Consider the following 20640-nt stretch of genomic DNA (forward strand, 5'->3'; position numbering starts at 1 on the left):
AGGCGTGACACCCTACGCCCCCCTAAGGGGGGGCTAGGGGGTGTCACGACTGACCCGCCGACCCTCGCCGAGCGGCTTGGCGAACTGGCAGAGCGGGTAGAGCGGCTTTCGCCGAGCCCGAGACGGCCTGACGGGTTTTTCGAAGATCGATCCGAGATTGCCTACGAGCTGCGGGAAGCGGCCCGGCTTGCCGGAAGGAGGGCCGGACGATGAGGCGAACGTCTTTGCTCTGGGACACTGAAGGCAAGCGGAACCGGCTCTATGGGCGGCGTTGGCGAACGGCACGGGCCGCGTTCCTCTCGGAACATCCGCTCTGCACGATGTGCGCCAAAGCTGGCAGAACCGAACCCGCAACCGTCGTGGATCACGTTGTTCCTCACAAGGGCGACGAGGCGCTGTTCTGGGATCGATCGAACTGGCAAACCCTTTGCGAGCATCATCACAACTCGGAAAAGGCCAAGATCGAGATACGCGGCTATTCCGACCGCATCGGCGATGATGGGTGGCCTGTAGACCCATCGCATCCCGCCTTGAGCGGCGAAACGATGATCAGCGGCAAATCCAAGCCCGATGGTCTCAAGCGCCTCAACGTGCCGTCCGTCATCGTCTGCGGGCCACCGGCTGCGGGCAAGTCGCGGTACTGCCAGGACAACGCCAACCCGGATGATCTCATCATCGACTTCGATGGGATCGATGCCGAGATCAACGGTCGCGCCCGGATGCGGAACAGGCTGATTGTCCCGATCCTTCGCGAGCGTAACCGTCGCATCATCGAAGCCGCTAAGCGGACCATTGGCCGTGTCTGGCTACCCATGACGCTGCCCCTTGTCGCCGATCGCCAGTGGTGGCGCTCTGCGATCGGAGCCGAGACGGTCGTGATCGAGGCAGACAGCGAGCTATGCAAGAGCCGCATCCTCGCCGACGCCGAGCGCTCTTCGACGGCGCGCGAACAGTGCGATGCTGTCGATGCGTGGTGGAGAGCCTACCGCCATGACCCTTCCGAAACGCGTCTCAAAGCACCCTGGGGGGGTGTCGAGGACGGCGAAAGCGACCCCGGACACCGGCGCCCCCACACGAATGCGTACTTAGTTTTGAAATCGGAAGGCCCGGAAGATGGGGCTTAGAGGACCCGGCGCGAACCCGGCACCGCTTCATCGATCAAAGGCCGATGCGCCGCGACCGCCTGACCTTCTGTCGCTTGCGGGCCTCGACCATCGCCCGAAGATCGCCGAGCCATGGCGCGCACCCGGCCTCACCCGAGCCGAACGCGTGATCGCCTTCATCGAGACGCTTCCGATCACTCAGGGCTCGCTGGTGGGCACCACGATGCACCTGCGGGACTGGCAACGCCGCTTCGTGGAAGATGTGTACGCCGAGAACGCCGCCGGCGAACGGCCGGTTCGCACGGCGGTCCTCTCGATGGCGCGCAAGAACGGTAAGACCCAGCTCGCCGCGGCTCTTGCCCTCTGTCACCTCTGCGGGCCCGAGTCCGAACCTCGCGGCGAGGTTTACTCAGCCGCAAATGACAAGTTTCAGGCGGGCAAGATTTTCGCCGAAATGGTCGCGATCATCGTGGAGTGCCCTGCGCTTTCGTCCCGCCTCAACATCATCCGCTTCCGCAAGGAGATTGAATGCCTCGTCGGCGACGGCAAGGGATCGCTCTTTGCCGCACTCTCGGCCGATGCAGACACGAAGCACGGCCTTTCGCCGAGCTTCATCGTCTATGACGAGCTGGGACAGGCTCCAAAGCGGGCGCTCTATGAGGCGCTGGACACCGCCATGGGCGCGCGTGACAACCCGCTGATGCTCGTGATTTCGACGCAGGCGGCGGACGATCACGCGGTAATGTCGGAGCTGGTCGATTACGGCCGGAAGGTTGTTGCCGGCGAGGTCGAAGATCCGGCCTTCCACCTGACGCTCTACAGCGCTCCCGACAACGCCGACCCGTGGGACCCGGAGACTTGGCTTGCCGCCAATCCGGCTCTCGGCGACTTCCGGTCCCTGTCGGATGTCGAGCGCCAGGCCGCACAGGCGAAGCGCGTCTCGTCAAAAGAGAACGCATTCCGCAACCTGATTCTCAATCAGCGCGTTGCCGCGCATGTTCGCTTCATCATGAAGCGGGAATGGGACGATTGCGGCGAGGCCGTCGATTTCGCCGCTCTCGACGGCCGGGAATGCTATGGCGGGCTCGATCTCGGCGCGACCCGCGATCTATCGGCCTTCGTCCTCGTCTTCCCGAACGACGACGGAACCTTCAATATCCTGCCCACGGCCTTCATGCCGGGCGGCAATATCGAGGAACGCGCCCATGAGGATCGCGCACCTTACGACGTGCGGGCAAAGCAGGGCTTCATCACGACCATGCCCGGCGTGACTACGGACCCGGCCAACATCGCCGAGGCCATCGCCGCCGCTGCGGAGCGCTACGACCTGAAGGCCGTCGCCTATGACCGCTGGCGAATTGAGGACCTGAAGCGCGAATTGGCGGAACAGGGGCTTGAACTTCCGCTCCAGCCGTTCGCGCAAAGCTTCAAGGATATGGGACCGGCCGTCGATACGCTTGAGCGTCTGGTTGCTGAGACGAGGCTGCGCCATGGCAGCAATCCGGTTCTGAATATGTGCGCGGCGAATGCCGTCGTGGAGCGAGATGCGTCGGGCAACCGGAAGCTCACGAAGGCGAAGTCGTCAGGCCGCATCGACGTGCTGGTTGCGCTCACCATGGCCTTGTCGCTCGCCGAGCGTCACGAAGGCGAACCCGCCGCCCCCGGCTGTCTGTCGATGCTGTTTGAAGATTGATCATTATTTGTCGTCGACAGCGAATAACACTGGCTGCTTCTTTGCCTCTGCGACCCGAACCGCATTACCGAAGTGCGCGAATGAAGCGACGAGGTGTTCAACCAACTCGGCATGCTCTTGGGATAAATCCGCAGCTTCAAGCTCGTCTTGGATAACATCCGATATGCTTACGCCCTTCTGACTTTTACGCAGTTGATCTCCCGCTATCGTCGTGGCGACACGAAGTATTTTTGCCATTTCCATGTTCATCGTCATTCCTTTCTAAGCCTTACCCCGGCCCCGCCGCCATTTTCCTCGATGAAGACAATACCAGCTGATTGAAGCGCTTCGCGGACTGCTGAAAGCGCTTCTGGGCTTCCCGCATATCGCTCGTTCTCGAAGTTCGTGATCGTATTCCGATGGACTTTCGCGGCGTCTGCGAGGTCTTGAAGCGACCACCTTAAAGCCGCTCTTGCCATTCGCACCTGTGCAGGCTTCACAAGCGTTCTTCCTTATGCTATCTGCACAAGTGCAGTCATCACATGTGCCATTAGCACATCAGGAAGGGAATTGCCATGCTGAACGCACCCGTTCCGGCAAGCGCTACAGGCTTGCCTCTCGACAGAAAAACCATCGAAGACCTGATCGAAAGCCTGATTGCCATGCTCGACGGCATGGATGCGGACCCCGACCTTGAACCGAGCCTCGGCTTTGAGGTTGTGGGCGCTCTGCTCGACGGCGAACAGGATGCCGACGACGAGCCTGATCTCGGCTCCTCGATCTCTTCCAGCATCGTCGGCGAGGACGATCGACCGCGTGAGTGGAAACGATACTGGACTGACGTGGATTTCGAGGGGACACCCGAGAACTGCGAGAGCGAAGCCGAAGCGGCGATGATCGCCCAAGCCAGCCTGTATGTCCCTTTCGCCGACCGCTCGCCGTGGCGGGCCGAGGAACTGCGCTTGATCGCCCTTCGCGTTCGATCGGTCGTCGCCGCGCGGGCGATGCAGGGCGAAGTTATCCACAGAATTCGCGGGTAGGCCTTTCCTCATTCAATTGCGTGAGCTATTGCTAACTCAAACGAATGAGGAACAGAATGGACCACGAACCAAAATATACGATCTCACAGATTGGAGAGGCGACGGGATACGCCCCGAACACCATCCGCACACAGTTCCAGCGCGGTTTCCTGAAGTTCATGGAGACCGACAAGAGGGCCGGCGGTAACGGGCTTGCGCATTTCCTTTCTATGCAAAGCGCCCTCTACATCGCCACGTTCGGAGCCCTCGTCGCCCAAGGCATGAGCCCTCGGATAGCCGGAGACGCGGCGGTCCAATGGGTGCACATCGGCAGTAACGACCCTTTCGGCAAGCTGCCAGAGCGGGCACCCGGCGCACTGTTTGAGGGTCCGGGCTTTACGCTCCTATGCGTTGCCGCGAACGGCGAAGCTGAGGTGAAGTTCGCCCCCTTAAAAGGCGGCTCCGTATTGGACCTGTTGGCGTCCTCACAGGGAAGGCTGACTGGCGTGACCATCATCGTTCTCAACGACATCGATCGGCAGGTGCGCAGCAAGCTCACCCCTTCGGCTTTCTCGATTTAAGGGCCATTTCTCATGAAAAAGAAGCTTGCGGAGCTGCGCGAAGAGCGCGCGGCCAAAATTACCGAAATGCGTTCGATCCACGACAAGGCCGCGAACGAAAATCGCGACCTGTCGAGCGAGGAAAACACGCGGTTCGAAGCGCTTAAGGGCGAGGAACGCTCTATCGGTTCGCAGATCGAGCGCGCCGAAAGCCTCGCCGAAATGGAGCGCCGCGCGGATGCCTCGCCCATCGATCCGGCGCGCGACCGCGAGGTTCGCTCCGAATACTCGCTCGCGAAGGCCATTCAGGAGTCAATGTCGGGACGCCTGACGGGCATCGAGGCCGAGGAACACGCCGAGCTTTCCCGCAACCGCTCTGAGACGCGCGGCGTGATGGTTCCGACATCGATCCTGCTCGAACATCGCGCCGTCACCACGTCGACGCCCGGCACAGGCCCCGGCTCGAACCTCGTCGGTCGCACCCAGGCCGCGCTTACGGAACATCCCCGGCCCACCCTTTTGATCGAAGGCCTTGGCGCAACCGTGATGCGCGATCTTACCGGCAACATCGATCTTCCCCGTCTTTCGGAAAGCGGTTCGGTCGGATGGGTTGCCGAGCATGCGGATGTCGGCCGCACCGACCCGAAGTTCTCCAAGTCCTCTATGTCGCCGAAGACTGTCGGCGGTGAATACGAGATCAGCCGGCGCATGATCCTTCAATCTTCGACGGCCATCGAAGCATTGATGCGGCGTGACCTTGGCGTTCTGTTGCGCCAGGCGCTCGACGGCGCGGCTGTCGCTGGCGCTGGGGGTGTCGCACCCACCGGCATCCTCAACACGGCGGGCATCGTCACCATTCCCGCCGAGGCCGTTCTTTCCGATACGACGGCGGAAATGATCGCCGCGCTCGAACTGGACGATCTTACGGGCTCACGGGCCTTCGTTTCGAACCCGAACGTCGCGAAAATCGTCCGCAAGCTGAAAGACGCGGATGGGCGCACCATTCCGATGGCCGAACAGTTCCACGGCGAGCGCACCGCCTGGACGAACCAGATCCCGGCAAACATCGGCGACACGTCCGACAAGAACGCCCTGATCTACGGCCAGTGGTCGGAACTAATCATCGGCTACTGGTCGGGCGTCGATATCCTCGTAAACCCGTACCACGCGGATGTGGCCAGCAAGGGCGGCGTTCTGATCCACGCCTTCCTCGACGCTGATGTCGTGGTTCGCGAGCCCAAGGCCTTCGTGGTTTCGGAGATCGCATAATGACCGTGGCGGCGAACCATCCCGAACGTCGAGCGCTCCCGGTAGAAGTCCGGGCGCGTGGGCGGCGGCTTGAAGGCTACGCCGCCACCTTCGGCCTTGAAGCGCGTATCAGCGAACATTTTTCAGAGACGATCGAGTCGGGCGCGTTCACCACGACCCTTGCAAGAGGCCGCGACGTTCTCGCTCTTGTCGACCATGATCCGAGCCGCATCCTCGCCCGGACCCGGAGCCGGACCCTGCGGCTTGCGCAGGACAGTCGCGGTCTCGCGTTTGATCTCGATGTTCCCGACACCTCGACCGGCCGCGATGTTCTCGCCCTTGCCGAACGCGGCGACATCGGCGGCATGTCGTTCGGTTTCCACGCGACGGAAGAGGACTGGCAAGGTGAACGCCGGTCCCTTCGCGCCGTCGAATTGTTCGAAGTGTCCGTCGTCCTCGCATTCCCCGCCTATGAGGGCACCGCGATAACGGCACGGTCGCAGATGCTCCCAGCCGTTCGCCGCGATCTTGCCCGGCGCTACCTCGACATTATCGGAGCTTGAACCATGGGGCTGTTGGATTTCTTCAAGCGCGAGACGCGAGCCGAGAGCATCAGGGCATCGGACCCATACCTTTCCGAGTTCTTCGGCTTTCATGATGTCGCCGGCTATCAGACACCGGACAAGGCCGCGAACCATGCTGTCGCGCAAGCCGCAATCCGCCTGATTGCCGAGACGGTTTCAAGCGTACCGCTCAAGCTGCGACGTTACCGCGCCGAAGGCGGATCAACAGCGGCAAGCGACCACCCGCTTTACGGCGTCCTGCAGGAAGCGTTTCACGATGGCATGACGGCCTTCGCCGGGCGCGAAACGCTGATTGCCTCGCTTCTCGTTCATGGGAACGCCTATGCGAAGATCGAGCGCAACGGACGCGGCCAAGTGGTTGAACTTCACCCCCTGACGAGCGGGACCGTTGCCGTCGAGCTGATCGGGAATGCCCGGCCTCGCTACCGAGTTCACGATCGCCGTGGCGGCGTCGAGATCGTTCTTGCCGAAGATATGCTTCACATTCGGATGCGGACGAAAGACGGCATCATGGGCCTGTCGCCGATCGCCGAGGCACGGGAGACGTTCGGGCTGGCACTCACCCAGCGTGAGCAAGCCAGCGCACAAGCCCGGAAGGGCTTCAATGCAGCCGGCGCAATGGTTTTCCCACAGGTATTGGGCCAGGAACAGGTCAAACAGGTGCGGGATAGTTTTCAGAAAAACCTTATCGGCGTTGCGAATACGAACAAGGTTATGGTTCTCGACGGCGGGGCCAAGTTTGAACGTTTCGCTGTCAGCGGCCGTGATGCCGAATTTCTCGACAGTCGCAAGCTCTCCAATCTCGACGTATGCCGGATTTTTGGTGTTCCGCCTTCCGCTGTCGGCATCACCGATGATGCGACCTATTCGAACATCGGCGAGGAATCGCGTGCCCTTGTGGTGCGATGCCTTGCGCCGCTGGCGAAGCGCATCGAACAACAGATGAATGCGACGCTGCTCACGCCTGAGAGCCGCAAGACGCTGTTCATCGAGCATGACATGGCCGGCCTGCTACGCGGCGACATGACGGCCCGTTACGAGGCTTACCGCGTCGGCCGCGAAGGCGGCGACGAGTACCTTTCGCCCTCGCATCGCGCCGCGCACATGCAAGGCCAGGGAGGCGAATAGGATGGCCCGCCAGCCCGTCGTGTTCAAGCAGAGTGACCTGACACGCGCGATCAAGGCCGCACGCGCGGCCGGGCTGGATGTCGGCCGTATCGAGATCGAGCCCGGTCGGATCGTCGTCATACCCGGCAAGCCGAGAGACGACGAGCCGCGCTCGTCTTGGGATGATATCTAGCCATGAAGCGCCCGAATCCATTCCCCGGCGTCACGACGTTACGGGACCGACACGGCAAGGTGCGTCATCGGTTCCGGCAGAAGGGAAAGCCGAGTTGCTACCTTTCGGGTGCCTATGGCTCTGTCGAGTTTCGGGCAGCGTATGAGAAGGCCTTTAACGGCGAGATCGTCGTGAAGTCGCGATCAACGCCCGGAACGCTGGCTTGGCTGATCGAAAGTTACCTTCAGACGAAGGACGTGGCCCAGCTCAAAGGGATCACGCGGACGAACACGCTTCGGGCGATAGAGCGCCTTCGCGTTGAGCACGGGCACCGTGTCATCGGCGAACTTCGGCCGCATCACGTCGAGCGTCTGCTTACCAAGAAAATCGAGACACCAGCCGCCGCGAATCACTTCCTCAAGCTGCTTCGCCGGATTTGCCGCTATGGCGTTCGCAAGGGCGTCTTAAAGACCGATCCGACCGCCGGCATTCGCGGATTTTCTTCAAGCGTCGACGGCTATCACACCTGGACAGACGCGGAGATTGAGAAATTCGAGCGCCATCACGGCCTTGGCTCGAAGCCCGTTCTTGCCCTTCGCATCATGCTCTACACCGGAGCGGCAAGGCAGGATGCCGCCGCCATGGGCTGGCAGAACGTGCGTGGTGAGCGCATCGCGTACCGGCGACACAAGACAGGCGGCGAAGTCGATATCCCGATCATCGAGGAGCTGGCAGAGGCCCTAGAATTGGTCGATCGCCTTCAGTTGCTGTTCGTCACTTGGGGAGAGGGTCGCGGCTACAAGCCGGAGACCTTTGCGAACTGGTTCAAAGACCAATGCGCGGCGGCAGGTCTGCCCCACTGCAACACGCATGGACTGCGAAAGGCCGGAGCCACGAGGCTGGCGAATGCAGGCGCGACCGAATTTCAGATCATGGCCTTCCTCGGACACAAAACGCCGGAAGAAGCCCGCACTTACGTAAAGAAAGCGAATAGGGCCACGCTCGGAACGGACGCTATCGAAAAGCTTCGTTCCATGTCCAACCGCGTTGCAAAGTTGGACACCAAACGCGCCAAGCCATTGAATGAAAAGGGAAATTAGATGTCGGTGGTACTCCCAACGGGACTCGAACCCGTGTTTCCGCCGTGAGAGGGCGGCGTCCTAGACCGCTAGACGATGGGAGCGTTCCGACGAGGCTCACATAGAAGGCGCCCGCCGCGGACGCAAGAGAATTCATGCCGAGAGCTGTGATTTTCTCAAGGGGTCGGCGGCTCATCCGTCTATTTGGCGAAATCATCGCCTGAAAGATTACTCGGATGCAGCCGCAGGTTCTCGCTCTATCTGATATTCGGACAGGATTGCGCCTGTCGCGGCCGACACGTTCAAAAGACGCACGGTCTGTCCGTCGCGAATGGTCAGAAGGAGCTGTCCCTCCCCGATCGCGGTGTCGACGATCTCGGCACCGGCCGGAAGCGTGATGGGAATGAGCCCGGCACTCTGGGCCGGCACAGATTCGGGCGACCCCATCGTACGATACAGGATGACGCCGAAGACGGTCATGACGGACAGGATGAGAAAGCCCATGGAGAAGATCAGGAGAAGAACCAGCTTTCGACGCAACTTTTCAGCTGCCGGATCGAGCGGCTTTTCGTCCTGGTTTTCGGTCTCTGTGGTCATTGATCGTCTTTGCCTGTCACATCTCGCCGCATGATAAGCAGCGTCAAACAACGCACTACAGGCGAGACGGTCATGGAGACAAGAGAGTTCAGGGTCGAAGCGGAGGAAGCCGGGATGCGCATCGATGCGTTCCTGGCAGGCCGGTGCAGTCCGGAATTGTCGCGCGGCAGGATCCAGGCGCTGATTGCCGCAGGTGATGTCGCCGTCGGGTCCGTCACGATCGATGCAGCCAAACGCCGCGTGCAGGAGGGAGAAGCGGTTGCCCTCAGCGTTCCAGCGCCAGTCGATCCCGATCCGGAACCGGAGGACATCCCGCTAACGATCGTGTTCGAGGATGCCGATCTGATCGTCATCGACAAGCCGGCCGGCCTCGTCGTCCATCCTGGCCCCGGGAACTGGAACGGGACGCTGGTCAACGCACTCCTCCACCATTGCGGGGACGAGCTCTCCGGCATCAACGGCGTCAAGCGCCCCGGCATCGTCCATCGGCTCGACAAGGATACCAGTGGCCTTCTGGTCGTCGCCAAGTCGGACACCGCCCATCGCGGCCTTGCCGAACAGTTCGCGGCTCACGGAGCCGATGGGCGGATGGTCCGCTCCTATCGCGCACTCGTCTGGGAAACGCCCGTGCCGGCGGTGGGACGGATCGAGACCTTGCTCGGGCGCTCATCCTCCGATCGGCTGAAGCGCGCCGTCGTCACGGCGTCCCAGCCCGATGCGCGCGTCGCGATCACGGATTATCGGCTGATCTCCAGTTCCGGCACGAAAGACGCAGACGGCGCATCCCTGGTGGAATGCCGCCTCGCGACCGGCCGGACCCACCAGATCCGCGTCCATATGGCCCATATCGGCCACCCGCTCGTCGGCGACAGCGTCTATGGATCGGGCTTCATGAGCAAGATAAATGCGCTGGAGCCCGAGGCGCGCAATGTCGTCGAAGCCTTCCGGCGGCAGGCGCTTCACGCAGCGGAACTCGGCTTCGTGCACCCGGTGACGAACGAACAGAAACACTTCGTCAGCAATCTGCCGGCCGATTTGACGGAACTCGCAGCCGCGCTCGGGATTTCCCTTCCGAATAAATCAACGGTTTTAGATGGGTAGGCGGTGAACGCCCGTCAACACGTTTTGCCTTGCGGACACGTGCAATCGCGCGTTTCAATACCCATATGGCGAGAAAGTTGGGCGCCGCGAAGGGCCCAAACGCGTCCGGCTTTGGAAGCGGACGGGAAAGGATGGAGGGACTATTATGGCCCAGATGAATTTGCCTAGCATTGCTTCTGGAGAAGGCGGTCTCAATCGATATCTCGAAGAGATCCGCCGCTTTCCGATGTTGCAGCCAGATGAAGAATACATGCTCGCCAAGCGTTACGCCGAGCACGACGACCGCAACGCGGCCCACAAGCTCGTCACGAGCCATCTCCGGCTCGTTGCGAAGATCGCCATGGGCTATCGCGGCTACGGCCTGCCGATCGGCGAAGTGGTCTCGGAGGGCAATGTCGGCCTGATGCAGGCCGTCAAGCGTTTCGATCCCGAGCGCGGTTTCCGTCTCGCGACCTATGCCATGTGGTGGATCAAGGCATCGATCCAGGAATACATCCTGCGGTCCTGGAGCCTTGTGAAGATGGGCACTACGGCCAACCAGAAGCGCCTGTTCTTCAATCTGCGCAAGATGAAGAGCCGTATCCAGGCGCTCGAGGACGGCGACCTCAACCCGGATCAGGTCAAGCAGATCGCAACCCAGCTCGGCGTCTCCGACGAAGAGGTGATCTCCATGAACCGTCGCCTGTCGGGCGATGCCTCCCTGAACTCGCCCCTGCGCGCGACGGAAGGCGAGTCGGGTGAATGGCAGGACTGGCTCGTGGACGAGGGCGAATCCCAGGAGGACGTTCTCGCTCAACAGGACGAACTGGATCAGCGCCGTGGTATGCTGCAGCGCGCGATGGGAATCCTCAACGATCGCGAGAGGCGAATCTTCGAGGCACGCCGCCTTTCCGAAGATCCGATCACGCTCGAGGCGCTTTCCGGCGAATTCGACATCAGTCGCGAGCGCGTGCGCCAGATCGAGGTTCGCGCGTTCGAGAAGGTCCAGAAGGCCGTGCAGGAGAACGTCGTCGCCGACCAACAGGCCTTGCGCCCCGTCGAAGGCGGCGCGACCGCATGATCGCGAAGTCGGATCGCTCTTGACTTGAAACGGCGCGTGAGTATTGTCGCGCGCAAATCCGCCGATGCCTCGTGCGTCGGCGGCATCGCGTTTGCGCCACGGTTTTAATCGGTGCGCGGCTGACGTGATCTCCAGATAAACACCCGCCTTCCCCGCGATTGGTTTGTGCCAAGCGGTTTTGAGGCATTGCAGAACAACGGAAGATACGATGGCCAAGGCGACCACGATCAAGATCAAGCTGCTCTCGACGGCCGATACCGGCTTTTTCTATGTGACGCGCAAGAACAGCCGCACCATGACGGACAAGATGGTGAAGCGGAAGTACGATCCTATCGCGCGCAAGCACGTCGATTTCCGCGAAGCGAAGATCAAGTAATACCGTTTTCCGGTAGCCGGAGAGTGTGGCACCACGAAGCTTCAAGGCTTTTCGGTGTCATCCGGAATGCGAAAGCCCCGATCGGGCTGTGATTTCCGTGTGACGGGCTTACACTCCAGGCGATGGTTGAACGAAAGTTACGAAACGCCGCTCTCATCGGGGCGGCGTTTTTTTTGTGCTTAGACAGCTGAAAGCGAAAGTCTGGCCACTGATTTCAAAGGCTCGTCTCTGCCGATCGGGTGCTCGATCTGCAGCCGGCCTAGACAGCGGACCGCCGTCTCGTTCGCAAGGTACGATGACCGGCGAACTGTTGGGTCCATCGCCGTCATTGCACAATCGCTGTCACGGGGCGTCTGAGTCGTTTGCCGGACGAGGCGTGAACTGCGTCTCAATTCACACGAAATCCGTTCGATCGCTTCGCGATAACGGATTTTAAAACGTGTCTGCGCAGCTTGGGGCTTTGAGATCGTCCCCGGCATAGAGCGCCGGATAGATTGTCACGTGTTCGGCTGTTTGATTGCTGGATTGTGGAGATAAGCAAAAAAGTGGCCGGCCAGCCTGCTCAACGGCACGAGGACACCGTATACGAGCAAGGCTGACCGACCGCCCCACGGGACCCAGGAGATGCGGCGGACCTGAGCATTCCATGGGGTAACCGAAACGCTTGTCTGTGTGCAGATCTGCGTTGCTACCCTCACGTCGAACGTGGCCGATATATGAGTCGTTTGCAACGCAATTCGTCGCAATTGAAGCTGTTACATTCCGACGTAGTTAACGTTTCGCGCAAATTCCATGACCTGCGAAATCGGCATCGGCCAGGCGGGTTTCCTCGAAACCGACAAAACTGACACCGCCATGCGCGAGCCCTCTTTTGCCTCGGCTAAGCCTGAAGTTTATTCCAGTTAAGACCCTAACGGCGATATGTTACGCTGCGATGGCAATCTGATTGCGCCCTGCGGTTTTCGCACGGTAGAGCGCTGCGTCGGCAGCACGCATCAGTGTCGGTCCGTCGCGTCCGCTTGCCGGAAAGACCGCAACGCCGACGCTGACAGTGACCGAAAGGTCTCGCGAGCCGGAGATCGTGAACGGCGTTGCATCGATCGAGGCTCGCAAGCGCTCTGCGGTAATGGCGGCCGTGCGCTCGTCGGCATTGGGCAGAAGCACCGCGAATTCCTCTCCGCCGACCCGGCACGGTAGATCGCTCGCCCGCATGCTGGCCTCGAGACGATGCGCGAACTCGCGCAACACCATGTCTCCGTCGTCGTGACCATAGGTATCGTTGATCTTCTTGAAGTGATCGATATCGGCCATGATCAGCGAAAACGTGCCCTGCCGCGCCTCCGCAGCAGCAACGGCGCGGATCATATGGGCATTGAGGAAGCGCCGGTTGTGCAGCCCCGTCAGTCCGTCGATGACGGCGAGTTCCAGGGTCCGCTCCAGCGTCATCCGCAAGGTTTCTTCGTAGCGGTAGCGGGCGAGCTGGGTTCGGGCACGCGCGACGAGTTCGTTTCCGTCGACCGGCCGCTGAACATAGTCATACGCACCGAGTTCGAGCGCTTTTGCGGCCGTGTCGTCGTCGTCGGAAGCGGTGACCGCAATGATGGGCAATCCGCGGGATTTTTCGCTGGCGCGACACCGGGCCAGAAACCGCATCGGTTCGGTCTTGTTGCCGGCCACGAGATCGACGACCGAGAGCACCGCCCTGCCCTCCTGAATGGCCTGGTAGGCCGTCTCGTAGTCGGAAAACTCGCGAACTGTGCCGATCGTCCGCAGGCTGCGGGCTATCCGCGCCGACTGGCGGGCATCCTCGCCCGTCACGATGATGTCCGGCAGATCCACGACATCCTTCGAGCCGAATTCCGAATCGATGAGGATATCGCTTGCCGTCTCGGCGCGCCGGCGAAGCTCGTCGGTCATCTGCTTCAGGCGGGTCAGGCTCCGCACGCGTGAGAACAGCGGCAGGTCGCGGACCGGCTTGGTCAGGAAGTCGTCGGCGCCGGCTTCGAGCCCACGAACGCGGTCGGAATGCTGATCGAGCGCCGTGATCAGAACGAGCGGAAGATGCGTGGTGCGCGGATCGGCCTTCAGGATACGGCACAGCTCGTAGCCATCCATTCCAGGCATCATGACGTCGCTGAGAACGAGATCGAGCGACTGGGAGCGGCAAATCGCAAGCGCCTCCTCACCGCTCGTCGCTTGAACGACATCGAAATATTCAGCAGCCAGACGCGCTTCGAGCAGCTTGAGATTGATCTCGTTGTCGTCGACGATCAGGATTCGTCCGCTCATCGTGGTTCCTTCTAGCCCTCACCGAGAAACGATCTTATCGTCTCGATAAACTTGGGCACGGAGATGGGCTTCGATATATAGGCCTCGCAACCGCCTTCGCGAATGCGCTCCTCATCGCCCTTCATGGCGAAGGCCGTCACCGCGATAACGGGTATCCGCTGCAGCTCGGGATCGGCCTTCAGCTGCCGCGTCACGTCGAGGCCTGAGATCTCTGGCAGTTGAATGTCCATCAGGATGAGGTCCGGGCGGTGCTCGCGAGCGAGATCGACCGCGTTCAGACCACTTCGGGTCTGGATCGTCTCGTATCCATAAGCTTCGATGAGATCGCGAAAAAGCTTCATGTTGAGTTCGTTGTCCTCAACGATCATCACGGTTTTCGCCATAGGGGTATCTCCTGCCTCGACCTATGGCCGAATGTTCGCTATCGCGTTAAATCATTAGTCGCATTTCGTTGAAGAATTGGGAATCTAAACCTCTCCATTCATTAACGATAACAGGAGGTTAATCTTTGGCTGGCCGCGACTCGACCGACACTGCGAATCCGGAGGCGATTGCCATCGACGGCTTGTCGTTCATCGCATCCGACGAAGACCTTTTCATGCGCTTTTGCGGGATCACCGGCCTGACCGCCAGTGAGATGCGTGCAGCCGCTTCGGAGCCCGGATTTCTGGCCGGCGTCCTCGACTTCATCCTTGCGCACGAGCCGACCCTGATGGCTTTTTCCGATCAGAGCGGACATGCGCCGCAAACGGTCGCCGCCGCTTCCCACCGGCTGCCTGGCGCAACGCCCCATGGCTGGGATCACCCATGAAACCTCAGACACGCGGTATCCCCATCGCCGATCTTGCGCAAACGCAGGATGCTCTCCTCGTCCTCGATATCGACGAAGTGATCCTCGAATTCATCGGCCCGTTCGAAAGCCTTCTTGCCGAGCACGGCGCGCGCCTCCACTTCGAGAGCTACAAGCTGACTGGCAATGCGCGATCGCTTTCGACTGGCGCTGCCTTGAGTGGCGGCGAACTCGACGGGTTCATGCAGATCCTTTACGCCGAGCAGGCCACCCGCCAGCCCCCGGTAGCCGGAAGCCGCGAGGCACTGGATCGTCTGACCCCCAGTGCCGATATCGTCTTTCTGACGGCCATGGAGCCGCGCTTCTACGATGAGCGCAGACGCACGCTCGACGCGGCAGGGCTCGCCTATCCGATGATCGCGACGGAGCGTTCCAAGGGCGGCGTCGTGAGCGAACTTGGCGAACGCTGGCGAGGACCCATCGTCTTCGTCGACGATCTGGTCCCCAATCTGCAAACGGTCCAGCGCAGCGTTCCGCGCGCCCATCTCGTGCAGCTCATGGCCCATCACGGCTTTCGCCCGCATCTTCCGCCGCTTCCGAAAGGCGTCTATTCCGCGACCGATTGGGCCGATGCCGCTGATCACATCGAGGCCATTCTGGGCAAGGCGAGCGGCGCTGCCCAAAACGATGAGATTTCCGTGGACGGCCGGGGATGACGCTCCCCGCCGCCCGGATCAGCATCTGCCGCGATTGCCATACGGTCGGCGATGCCGGTCAAAGACGCTGCTCTGCCTGCGGGAGCCCACGAATCGCCGCCCATCCTGAGCTCGGCCAGCTCGGTCTCGCGCATCTCGACTGCGATGCCTTCTACGCGAGCATCGAAAAGCGGGACGATCCGAGCCTTGCCAACAAGCCGGTCATCGTCGGCGGCAACACGCGCGGCGTCGTGACAACGGCCTGCTATATCGCGCGGATCCGCGGCGTGCGCTCGGCAATGCCCATGTTCAAGGCGCTGAAGCTCTGCCCGGACGCCGTCGTCGTTCGGCCGAACATGGAAAAATACGCTGGCGTCGGCCGCGAGGTCCGGCAGATGATGCGCGACCTGACGCCCCTCGTGCAGCCGGTCTCCATCGACGAAGCCTTCATGGACCTGTCCGGCACCGAGCGTCTGCACGGCGAGCCCTCCGCCGTGACCCTCGTCAAGCTCGCCGACCGGGTCGAGCGGGAAATCGGCGTCAGCGTGTCGATCGGCCTTTCGCACAACAAGTTCCTGGCGAAAATGGCGTCGGACCTCGAAAAGCCGCGCGGGTTTTCCGTCATTGGCCGGGCCGAGACACGCGATTTCCTGCGCGCACGCCCGATCTCGGCGATCTGGGGCGTGGGCGATGCCATGACCGCGAAACTGAAAGCCGACGGTCTCACCATGATTTCGCAGCTGCAGGATATGGAGGACACGGACTTCATCCGGCGCTACGGGGCCATGGGCCTGCGGCTGTCGAAGCTTGCCCACGGGATAGACGAGCGGCCTGTCGAACCGGAAAGAGAGGCAAAGAGCATCTCGGCCGAGACGACCTTCAACAGCGATCTTTACCGGGCAGACGAACTTCTCCCCTTGCTGCGACGCTTGAGCGAAAAAGTGTCGACCCGGCTGAAGGCGTCCGACCTTGCCGCCACCGGCGTTACGCTCAAACTCAAAACCAGCGATTTCAAACTGCGCACACGGCAGCGCAAATTGCAGGACCCGACGCGCCTTGCCGACCGCATCTTCGCAGCAGGCCGATCGCTTCTGGAGCACGAACTCGACGGAACGCGCTTTCGGCTGATCGGTATCGGGTGTTCGGGCTTTGCGCCCGCTTCCTCAGCCGATCCGGACGACCTCGTCGATCCGGGCTTTCAAAAGCGAGCGAAGGCCGAGGCCGCCCTCGATGCATTGCGCAACCGCTTCGGCCAGAAGGCGATCGAGACCGGCTTCACCTATGGCGCCCCCGCCCCCAAATCCGGCTCCCATCGCAGCTGATACCGACGGACACATGAATTGACCGGAAGGTCAATTCTCGTCCGACGAATGGCTCAGGCGCCGCTCGGCCTCCAGACGGCCTTATGAATCCGTTGGTTTCAAAGGCCTGTCGATATAATACCAGCGGAAACAGCCGAACGCTGCTTCACACAAGCTCGACGTCGACAACCCCTTGCGCCGCCTTGATGGCGCTCGCGATCTGCGGCGAGACGCGATATTTGTCCGCAAGCCTGATTTCGACCTCGCGTCCGCCATCATCGCGCAGGAGCACGATCGAGACCTCGCTGTCGCCGTTCGGCTGAAGATGGCTCTGGAACGCATTGATCGGGTTTTCATCCCGCAGGAAAATGCGAAGCGCCTTTTGCATGCGCACCGCCTCATCCTCGAGCGACTGCACATTGTTCGCCCGGAAGGAGACGCCCTCGGGGCGCTCCTCAGCCTGCGCCGTCACGATAACCGACGCCCCCGGCTCCATGATGTCCCGGAAGGCGTAGAGCGATTCCGAAAACAGCACCACCTCGTATTGCGCGCTCGCATCCGACATCTGGATGATGCCGATCTTGCCGCCCGAACGGGTCTTGCGCTCCTGCCGGCTCGTCACCGTACCGGCGAGCCGCACGGCGCTCGCCCCGCGCTTCACGGCGGCCACCGCATCGGTGTGAGACTGGACGCGAAGCCGCTTCAGGGTCGCGCGGTATTCATCCAGCGGATGGGCCGAAAGGTGAAAACCGATCGCCTGAAATTCGCGCAGCAGCTTTTCCGAAGAGGTCCAGAGCGGTGCCGGACCAAGACGCAACGGCTCGGGCTCGGAGGACAAGGCACCGAAGATATCGGCCTGTCCGGATGCGCGGCTCTCGGCAATGCGCGCGGCATAACCCATCATCCGCTCCACATTGCTCATGAGCACCGCGCGCTCGTGACCGAAACAGTCGAACGCGCCCGCCGCGATCAGAAATTCGAACGTGCGCTTGTTGATGATCTTCGGATCGATGCGACCGCAGAAATCTTCCAGCGATTTGAAAGATTTGTCGCCGCGTTTTTCAACGATGTGGTCGACCGCATGCTCTCCGACGCCCTTGATCGCCGCAAGCGCATAGAAGATCTTGTTTCCGGACACCTCAAACTTGCGGAATGATGTCTGGATCGACGGCGGGATGACCTCAATCCCGAGCCGGCGGGCATCGAGGCGAAATTCGTTGAGCTTTTCGGTGTTGCCGGCATCGAGCGTCATCGAGGCGGCCAGGAACTCGGCGGGATAATTCGCCTTCAGATAGGCCGTCTGGTAGGCGACCAGCGCATAGGCCGCCGCGTGAGACTTGTTGAAGCCGTAATTGGCGAACTTTGCGAGCAGGTCGAAGATCATGTCCGCCTGCTTCTTTTCGACGCCGCGCTCGACCGCGCCATCGACGAAGCGAACCCGCTGCTTGTCCATCTCCGCGCGGATCTTCTTGCCCATCGCGCGGCGGAGCATGTCGGCCTCGCCCAGCGAATAGCCGGACAAGACCTGGGCAATCTGCATCACCTGCTCCTGATAGATGATGACGCCCTGGGTCTCCTTCAGGATCGGCGCGATCTTGTCGTGGATGAAGTCCGGTTCTTCCTCGCCATGCTTTCGGGCGTTGTAGGTCGGGATATTCTCCATTGGGCCCGGACGATAAAGCGCCACGAGCGCGATGATATCCTCGAAGACGTCGGGCCGCATGCCGATCAGCGCCTTGCGCATGCCGACCGATTCCAGCTGGAACACGCCGACCGTCTCGCCGCGCGTGAGCATGTCATAGGTCAACTTGTCATCGAGCGGGATCGCCGACAGATCGATCTTCGTCTGTTTGTTGCGCTCAACGAACGACACCGCCGTCTGGAGTGTCGTGAGCGTCTTCAGCCCAAGAAAATCGAATTTGACGAGCCCGGCCGGCTCGACCCACTTCATGTTGAACTGGGTCACCGGCATGTCCGAGCGCGGGTCTCGATACATCGGGACCAGCTTGTGGAGCGGACGATCGCCGATGACGATACCCGCCGCGTGGGTCGAGGCGTGGCGATAGAGCCCCTCGAGCTTGAGCGCGATCGAGATCAGCCGATCGACGATCTCCTCCTGCTCGCGCGCCTCCTTCAGGCGCGGTTCTTCTTCGAGGGCCTGCGCGAGCGTGACCGGATTGGCTGGATTGGCCGGAACCAGCTTGCAGAGCTTGTCCACGTGCCCGTAGGACATTTCCAGCACACGTCCGACGTCGCGCAGAACCGCGCGCGCCTGCAAGGTTCCGAAGGTAATGATCTGCCCGACCTGCTCGCGGCCGTATTTTTCCTGAACATAGCGGATCACCTCTTCGCGCCGATCCTGGCAGAAATCGATGTCGAAATCCGGCATCGAGACACGCTCGGGATTGAGGAAGCGTTCGAAAAGCAGCGAGAACCGCAAGGGATCGAGGTCGGTAATCGTCAGTGCATAGGCGACGAGCGACCCCGCGCCCGAGCCACGGCCCGGCCCGACCGGGATGCCCTGATCCTTCGCCCATTTGATGAAGTCGGCAACGATCAGGAAGTAGCCGGGAAACTGCATCCGTTCGATAATCGTCAGCTCGAAGTCGAGGCGTTCCTTGTATTCTTCGACCGTGTGCCCATCCGCGATGCCGAGCTTCTCGATCCGCTTGTCGAGCCCCTCGAAGGCCTGACGGCGCAGTTCGGCAGCTTCCGCCTTTTCCGCTTCAGCGGGATCGGCATCGGCCCCGGCAAAGCGCGGCAGGATGGGTCCCCTCACCTTTGGCCGGAAGCTGCAGCGCTTTGCGACCTCGATCGTGTTCTCGATCGCCTCGGGCAGATCGGCGAACAGCGCCGCCATCTCCTGCTGGGTCTTCAGGCAGTGATCGCGCGAGAGCCGCCGACGGTCTTCGTGGCTGACCAGACGGTTCGATGCGACAGCGAGAAGTGCGTCATGGGCGTCGTAATCATCCGGGCAATAGAAAAAGGGCTCGTTGGTCGCAACGATCGGGAGATCGTGGCCATAGGCAAGTTCGAGCGTACCGGCCTCGATCCGCCGGCTGTAACCCTCTTGGCGCTGCAACTCGACATAGAGCCGATCACCATAGACCGCTTTCAGCCGCTCGAGGCGCGCCTCTGCGACCGGCATGCGATCCGCACCGATTGCAAGGCCGATCGGACCGGAGGGTCCCCCGGTCAGCGCAATGATGCCTTCGGCCAGATCGTTCAGCCAGGAGGCCTTCACATGGGGACGGGCATTGGCTTCGTGACCGAGATAGGCTTTGGACACGAGCTCGACGAGATTGGCATAGCCGATCTGTGATGCGGCGATCAGAACCATGGGCGCCGGTGAAAGCGAGGCGCGTTCGCGGTCGTTCTCGCCGTCTTCGAAGTCCACATCCAGCTGGCAGCCGATGATGGGTTGAAGCCCGGCCTTGGCCGCCTTCTCCGAGAATTCCAGCGCGCCGAAAAGATTGTTCGTGTCGGCGATACCGACAGCGGGTGCCCCGTCACCCACGGCGAACTTGATGATCTGATCCAGCTTGAGAGCGCCTTCAAGAAGCGAAAACGCGCTGTGGCTGCGCAGATGAATGAATGTCAGGCGGTCCGGGGTCTCGGTCATCACTCACCTTCGGTTCTTCATCAGGTCCGGGGAACGGGCACCGATTGCGGTAACATCGCACCCCTTGTCAGATACTTGCGACACGGCTGCGTTTAAACCGGTGCCGCATCGCGTCCACAGATTTCCGGCCGCTCGATCAATGCCGATCGGGTCGCCGACGGATCATCAAAGCCCCAGTTGACGACGCCCACGGGGATCAAACGCCCGATGCGATCATCATCAGAGAGCAGACAAAACCGGCAATAGCCAAAAGCGAGGCCAGATC

Annotated in this window: 21 protein-coding genes and 1 tRNA gene; 15 read left to right on the plus strand and 7 right to left on the minus strand. The window is 61.3% G+C overall.

Annotated features, from left to right (window positions below):
• Nucleotides 1-209: 209 nt before the first annotated feature.
• Together ABDX79_RS03900 and ABDX79_RS03905 are read left to right on the plus strand one after the other, a co-directional pair.
• Nucleotides 210-1124: an HNH endonuclease gene (locus ABDX79_RS03900; protein WP_346218954.1), complete on the plus strand. Its 915-nt coding sequence runs from the start codon at nucleotides 210-212 to the stop codon at nucleotides 1122-1124.
• Nucleotides 1114-2796, plus strand: coding sequence for a terminase large subunit (locus tag ABDX79_RS03905; RefSeq protein WP_346218955.1), 1683 nt, complete (start codon nucleotides 1114-1116; stop codon nucleotides 2794-2796). Before ABDX79_RS03900 ends, ABDX79_RS03905 begins: the two co-directional genes overlap by 11 nt.
• Nucleotides 2797-2799: 3 nt before the next feature.
• Here the strand turns inward: ABDX79_RS03905 and ABDX79_RS03910 are convergent, their stop codons facing one another.
• Both ABDX79_RS03910 and ABDX79_RS03915 read right to left on the minus strand, forming a co-directional pair.
• A complete protein-coding gene (locus ABDX79_RS03910) occupies nucleotides 2800-3045 on the minus strand; it encodes a hypothetical protein (protein WP_346218956.1) in 246 nt (81 codons plus the stop codon).
• A 2-nt stretch (nucleotides 3046-3047) separates the two neighbouring features.
• On the minus strand, nucleotides 3048-3254 hold the full coding sequence (locus ABDX79_RS03915) for a helix-turn-helix domain-containing protein (protein ID WP_346219273.1): 207 nt from the start codon (nucleotides 3252-3254) through the stop codon (nucleotides 3048-3050).
• 96 nt (nucleotides 3255-3350) lie between these two features.
• On the opposite strand from ABDX79_RS03915, the gene ABDX79_RS03920 reads away from it, so the two are divergent.
• From ABDX79_RS03920 to ABDX79_RS03950, 7 genes are read left to right on the plus strand one after another with little or no spacing between them, the layout of a single operon-like run.
• Nucleotides 3351-3815, plus strand: a complete 465-nt coding sequence (locus ABDX79_RS03920) for a hypothetical protein (protein ID WP_346218957.1) — start codon at nucleotides 3351-3353, stop codon at nucleotides 3813-3815.
• A 56-nt stretch (nucleotides 3816-3871) separates the two neighbouring features.
• A complete protein-coding gene (locus ABDX79_RS03925; protein WP_346218958.1) occupies nucleotides 3872-4375 on the plus strand; it encodes a hypothetical protein in 504 nt (167 codons plus the stop codon).
• A gap of 12 nt (nucleotides 4376-4387) precedes the next feature.
• A complete protein-coding gene (locus tag ABDX79_RS03930; protein WP_346218959.1) occupies nucleotides 4388-5623 on the plus strand; it encodes a phage major capsid protein in 1236 nt (411 codons plus the stop codon).
• Nucleotides 5623-6165, plus strand: coding sequence for an HK97 family phage prohead protease (locus tag ABDX79_RS03935; protein ID WP_346218960.1), 543 nt, complete (start codon nucleotides 5623-5625; stop codon nucleotides 6163-6165). Before ABDX79_RS03930 ends, ABDX79_RS03935 begins: the two co-directional genes overlap by 1 nt.
• A gap of 3 nt (nucleotides 6166-6168) precedes the next feature.
• Nucleotides 6169-7314, plus strand: a complete 1146-nt coding sequence (locus tag ABDX79_RS03940) for a phage portal protein (protein WP_346218961.1) — start codon at nucleotides 6169-6171, stop codon at nucleotides 7312-7314.
• Nucleotide 7315: 1 nt separating this feature from the next.
• The gene (locus tag ABDX79_RS03945) at nucleotides 7316-7486 is read left to right on the plus strand and encodes a hypothetical protein (RefSeq protein WP_346218962.1); all 171 of its coding nucleotides are present in this window, start codon (nucleotides 7316-7318) and stop codon (nucleotides 7484-7486) included.
• A gap of 2 nt (nucleotides 7487-7488) precedes the next feature.
• Nucleotides 7489-8565 carry a tyrosine-type recombinase/integrase gene (locus ABDX79_RS03950; protein WP_346218963.1) on the plus strand — a complete coding sequence of 359 codons (1077 nt, stop codon included), beginning with the start codon at nucleotides 7489-7491 and terminating at the stop codon, nucleotides 8563-8565.
• A 7-nt stretch (nucleotides 8566-8572) separates the two neighbouring features.
• On the opposite strand, the gene ABDX79_RS03955 is transcribed toward ABDX79_RS03950, so the two are convergent.
• Nucleotides 8573-8648, minus strand: a tRNA-Glu gene (locus tag ABDX79_RS03955).
• Between the two features lie 124 nt (nucleotides 8649-8772).
• Complete coding sequence (locus ABDX79_RS03960) at nucleotides 8773-9141, minus strand: hypothetical protein (RefSeq protein ID WP_346218964.1); 369 nt, start codon at nucleotides 9139-9141, stop codon at nucleotides 8773-8775.
• 72 nt (nucleotides 9142-9213) lie between these two features.
• Between ABDX79_RS03960 and ABDX79_RS03965 the strand changes: the two genes are divergently transcribed.
• The 3 genes from ABDX79_RS03965 to rpmG all read left to right on the plus strand — a co-directional run bounded on the left by ABDX79_RS03965 (nucleotide 9214) and on the right by rpmG (nucleotide 11678).
• Complete coding sequence (locus tag ABDX79_RS03965) at nucleotides 9214-10242, plus strand: RluA family pseudouridine synthase (RefSeq protein WP_346218965.1); 1029 nt, start codon at nucleotides 9214-9216, stop codon at nucleotides 10240-10242.
• A 145-nt stretch (nucleotides 10243-10387) separates the two neighbouring features.
• Nucleotides 10388-11302 (plus strand): RNA polymerase sigma factor RpoH, encoded by a 915-nt coding sequence (rpoH, locus tag ABDX79_RS03970; protein ID WP_346218966.1) that lies wholly within the window; start codon nucleotides 10388-10390, stop codon nucleotides 11300-11302.
• 208 nt (nucleotides 11303-11510) lie between these two features.
• The gene (rpmG, locus tag ABDX79_RS03975; protein ID WP_346218967.1) at nucleotides 11511-11678 is read left to right on the plus strand and encodes a 50S ribosomal protein L33; all 168 of its coding nucleotides are present in this window, start codon (nucleotides 11511-11513) and stop codon (nucleotides 11676-11678) included.
• 924 nt (nucleotides 11679-12602) lie between these two features.
• On the opposite strand, the gene ABDX79_RS03980 is transcribed toward rpmG, so the two are convergent.
• Both ABDX79_RS03980 and ABDX79_RS03985 read right to left on the minus strand, forming a co-directional pair.
• Nucleotides 12603-13967: a PleD family two-component system response regulator gene (locus ABDX79_RS03980; protein WP_346218968.1), complete on the minus strand. Its 1365-nt coding sequence runs from the start codon at nucleotides 13965-13967 to the stop codon at nucleotides 12603-12605.
• Nucleotides 13968-13978: 11 nt separating this feature from the next.
• Nucleotides 13979-14350 carry a response regulator gene (locus ABDX79_RS03985; RefSeq protein WP_346218969.1) on the minus strand — a complete coding sequence of 124 codons (372 nt, stop codon included), beginning with the start codon at nucleotides 14348-14350 and terminating at the stop codon, nucleotides 13979-13981.
• 125 nt (nucleotides 14351-14475) lie between these two features.
• On the opposite strand from ABDX79_RS03985, the gene ABDX79_RS03990 reads away from it, so the two are divergent.
• Genes ABDX79_RS03990 through ABDX79_RS04000 form a run of 3 tightly spaced genes read left to right on the plus strand, consistent with a single transcriptional unit; the run spans nucleotide 14476 to nucleotide 16774 of the window.
• Nucleotides 14476-14778: a DUF3572 domain-containing protein gene (locus ABDX79_RS03990; RefSeq protein ID WP_346218970.1), complete on the plus strand. Its 303-nt coding sequence runs from the start codon at nucleotides 14476-14478 to the stop codon at nucleotides 14776-14778.
• Nucleotides 14775-15473, plus strand: a complete 699-nt coding sequence (locus ABDX79_RS03995) for a hypothetical protein (protein WP_346218971.1) — start codon at nucleotides 14775-14777, stop codon at nucleotides 15471-15473. Before ABDX79_RS03990 ends, ABDX79_RS03995 begins: the two co-directional genes overlap by 4 nt.
• Nucleotides 15470-16774, plus strand: a complete 1305-nt coding sequence (locus ABDX79_RS04000; RefSeq protein ID WP_346218972.1) for a DNA polymerase IV — start codon at nucleotides 15470-15472, stop codon at nucleotides 16772-16774. Before ABDX79_RS03995 ends, ABDX79_RS04000 begins: the two co-directional genes overlap by 4 nt.
• 145 nt (nucleotides 16775-16919) lie before the next feature.
• On the opposite strand, the gene dnaE is transcribed toward ABDX79_RS04000, so the two are convergent.
• Complete coding sequence (gene dnaE, locus ABDX79_RS04005; RefSeq protein ID WP_346218973.1) at nucleotides 16920-20375, minus strand: DNA polymerase III subunit alpha; 3456 nt, start codon at nucleotides 20373-20375, stop codon at nucleotides 16920-16922.
• Nucleotides 20376-20640 lie beyond the last annotated feature (265 nt).

This window comes from Fulvimarina fulva (assembly GCF_039652615.1).
Classification (GTDB): domain Bacteria; phylum Pseudomonadota; class Alphaproteobacteria; order Rhizobiales; family Rhizobiaceae; genus Fulvimarina.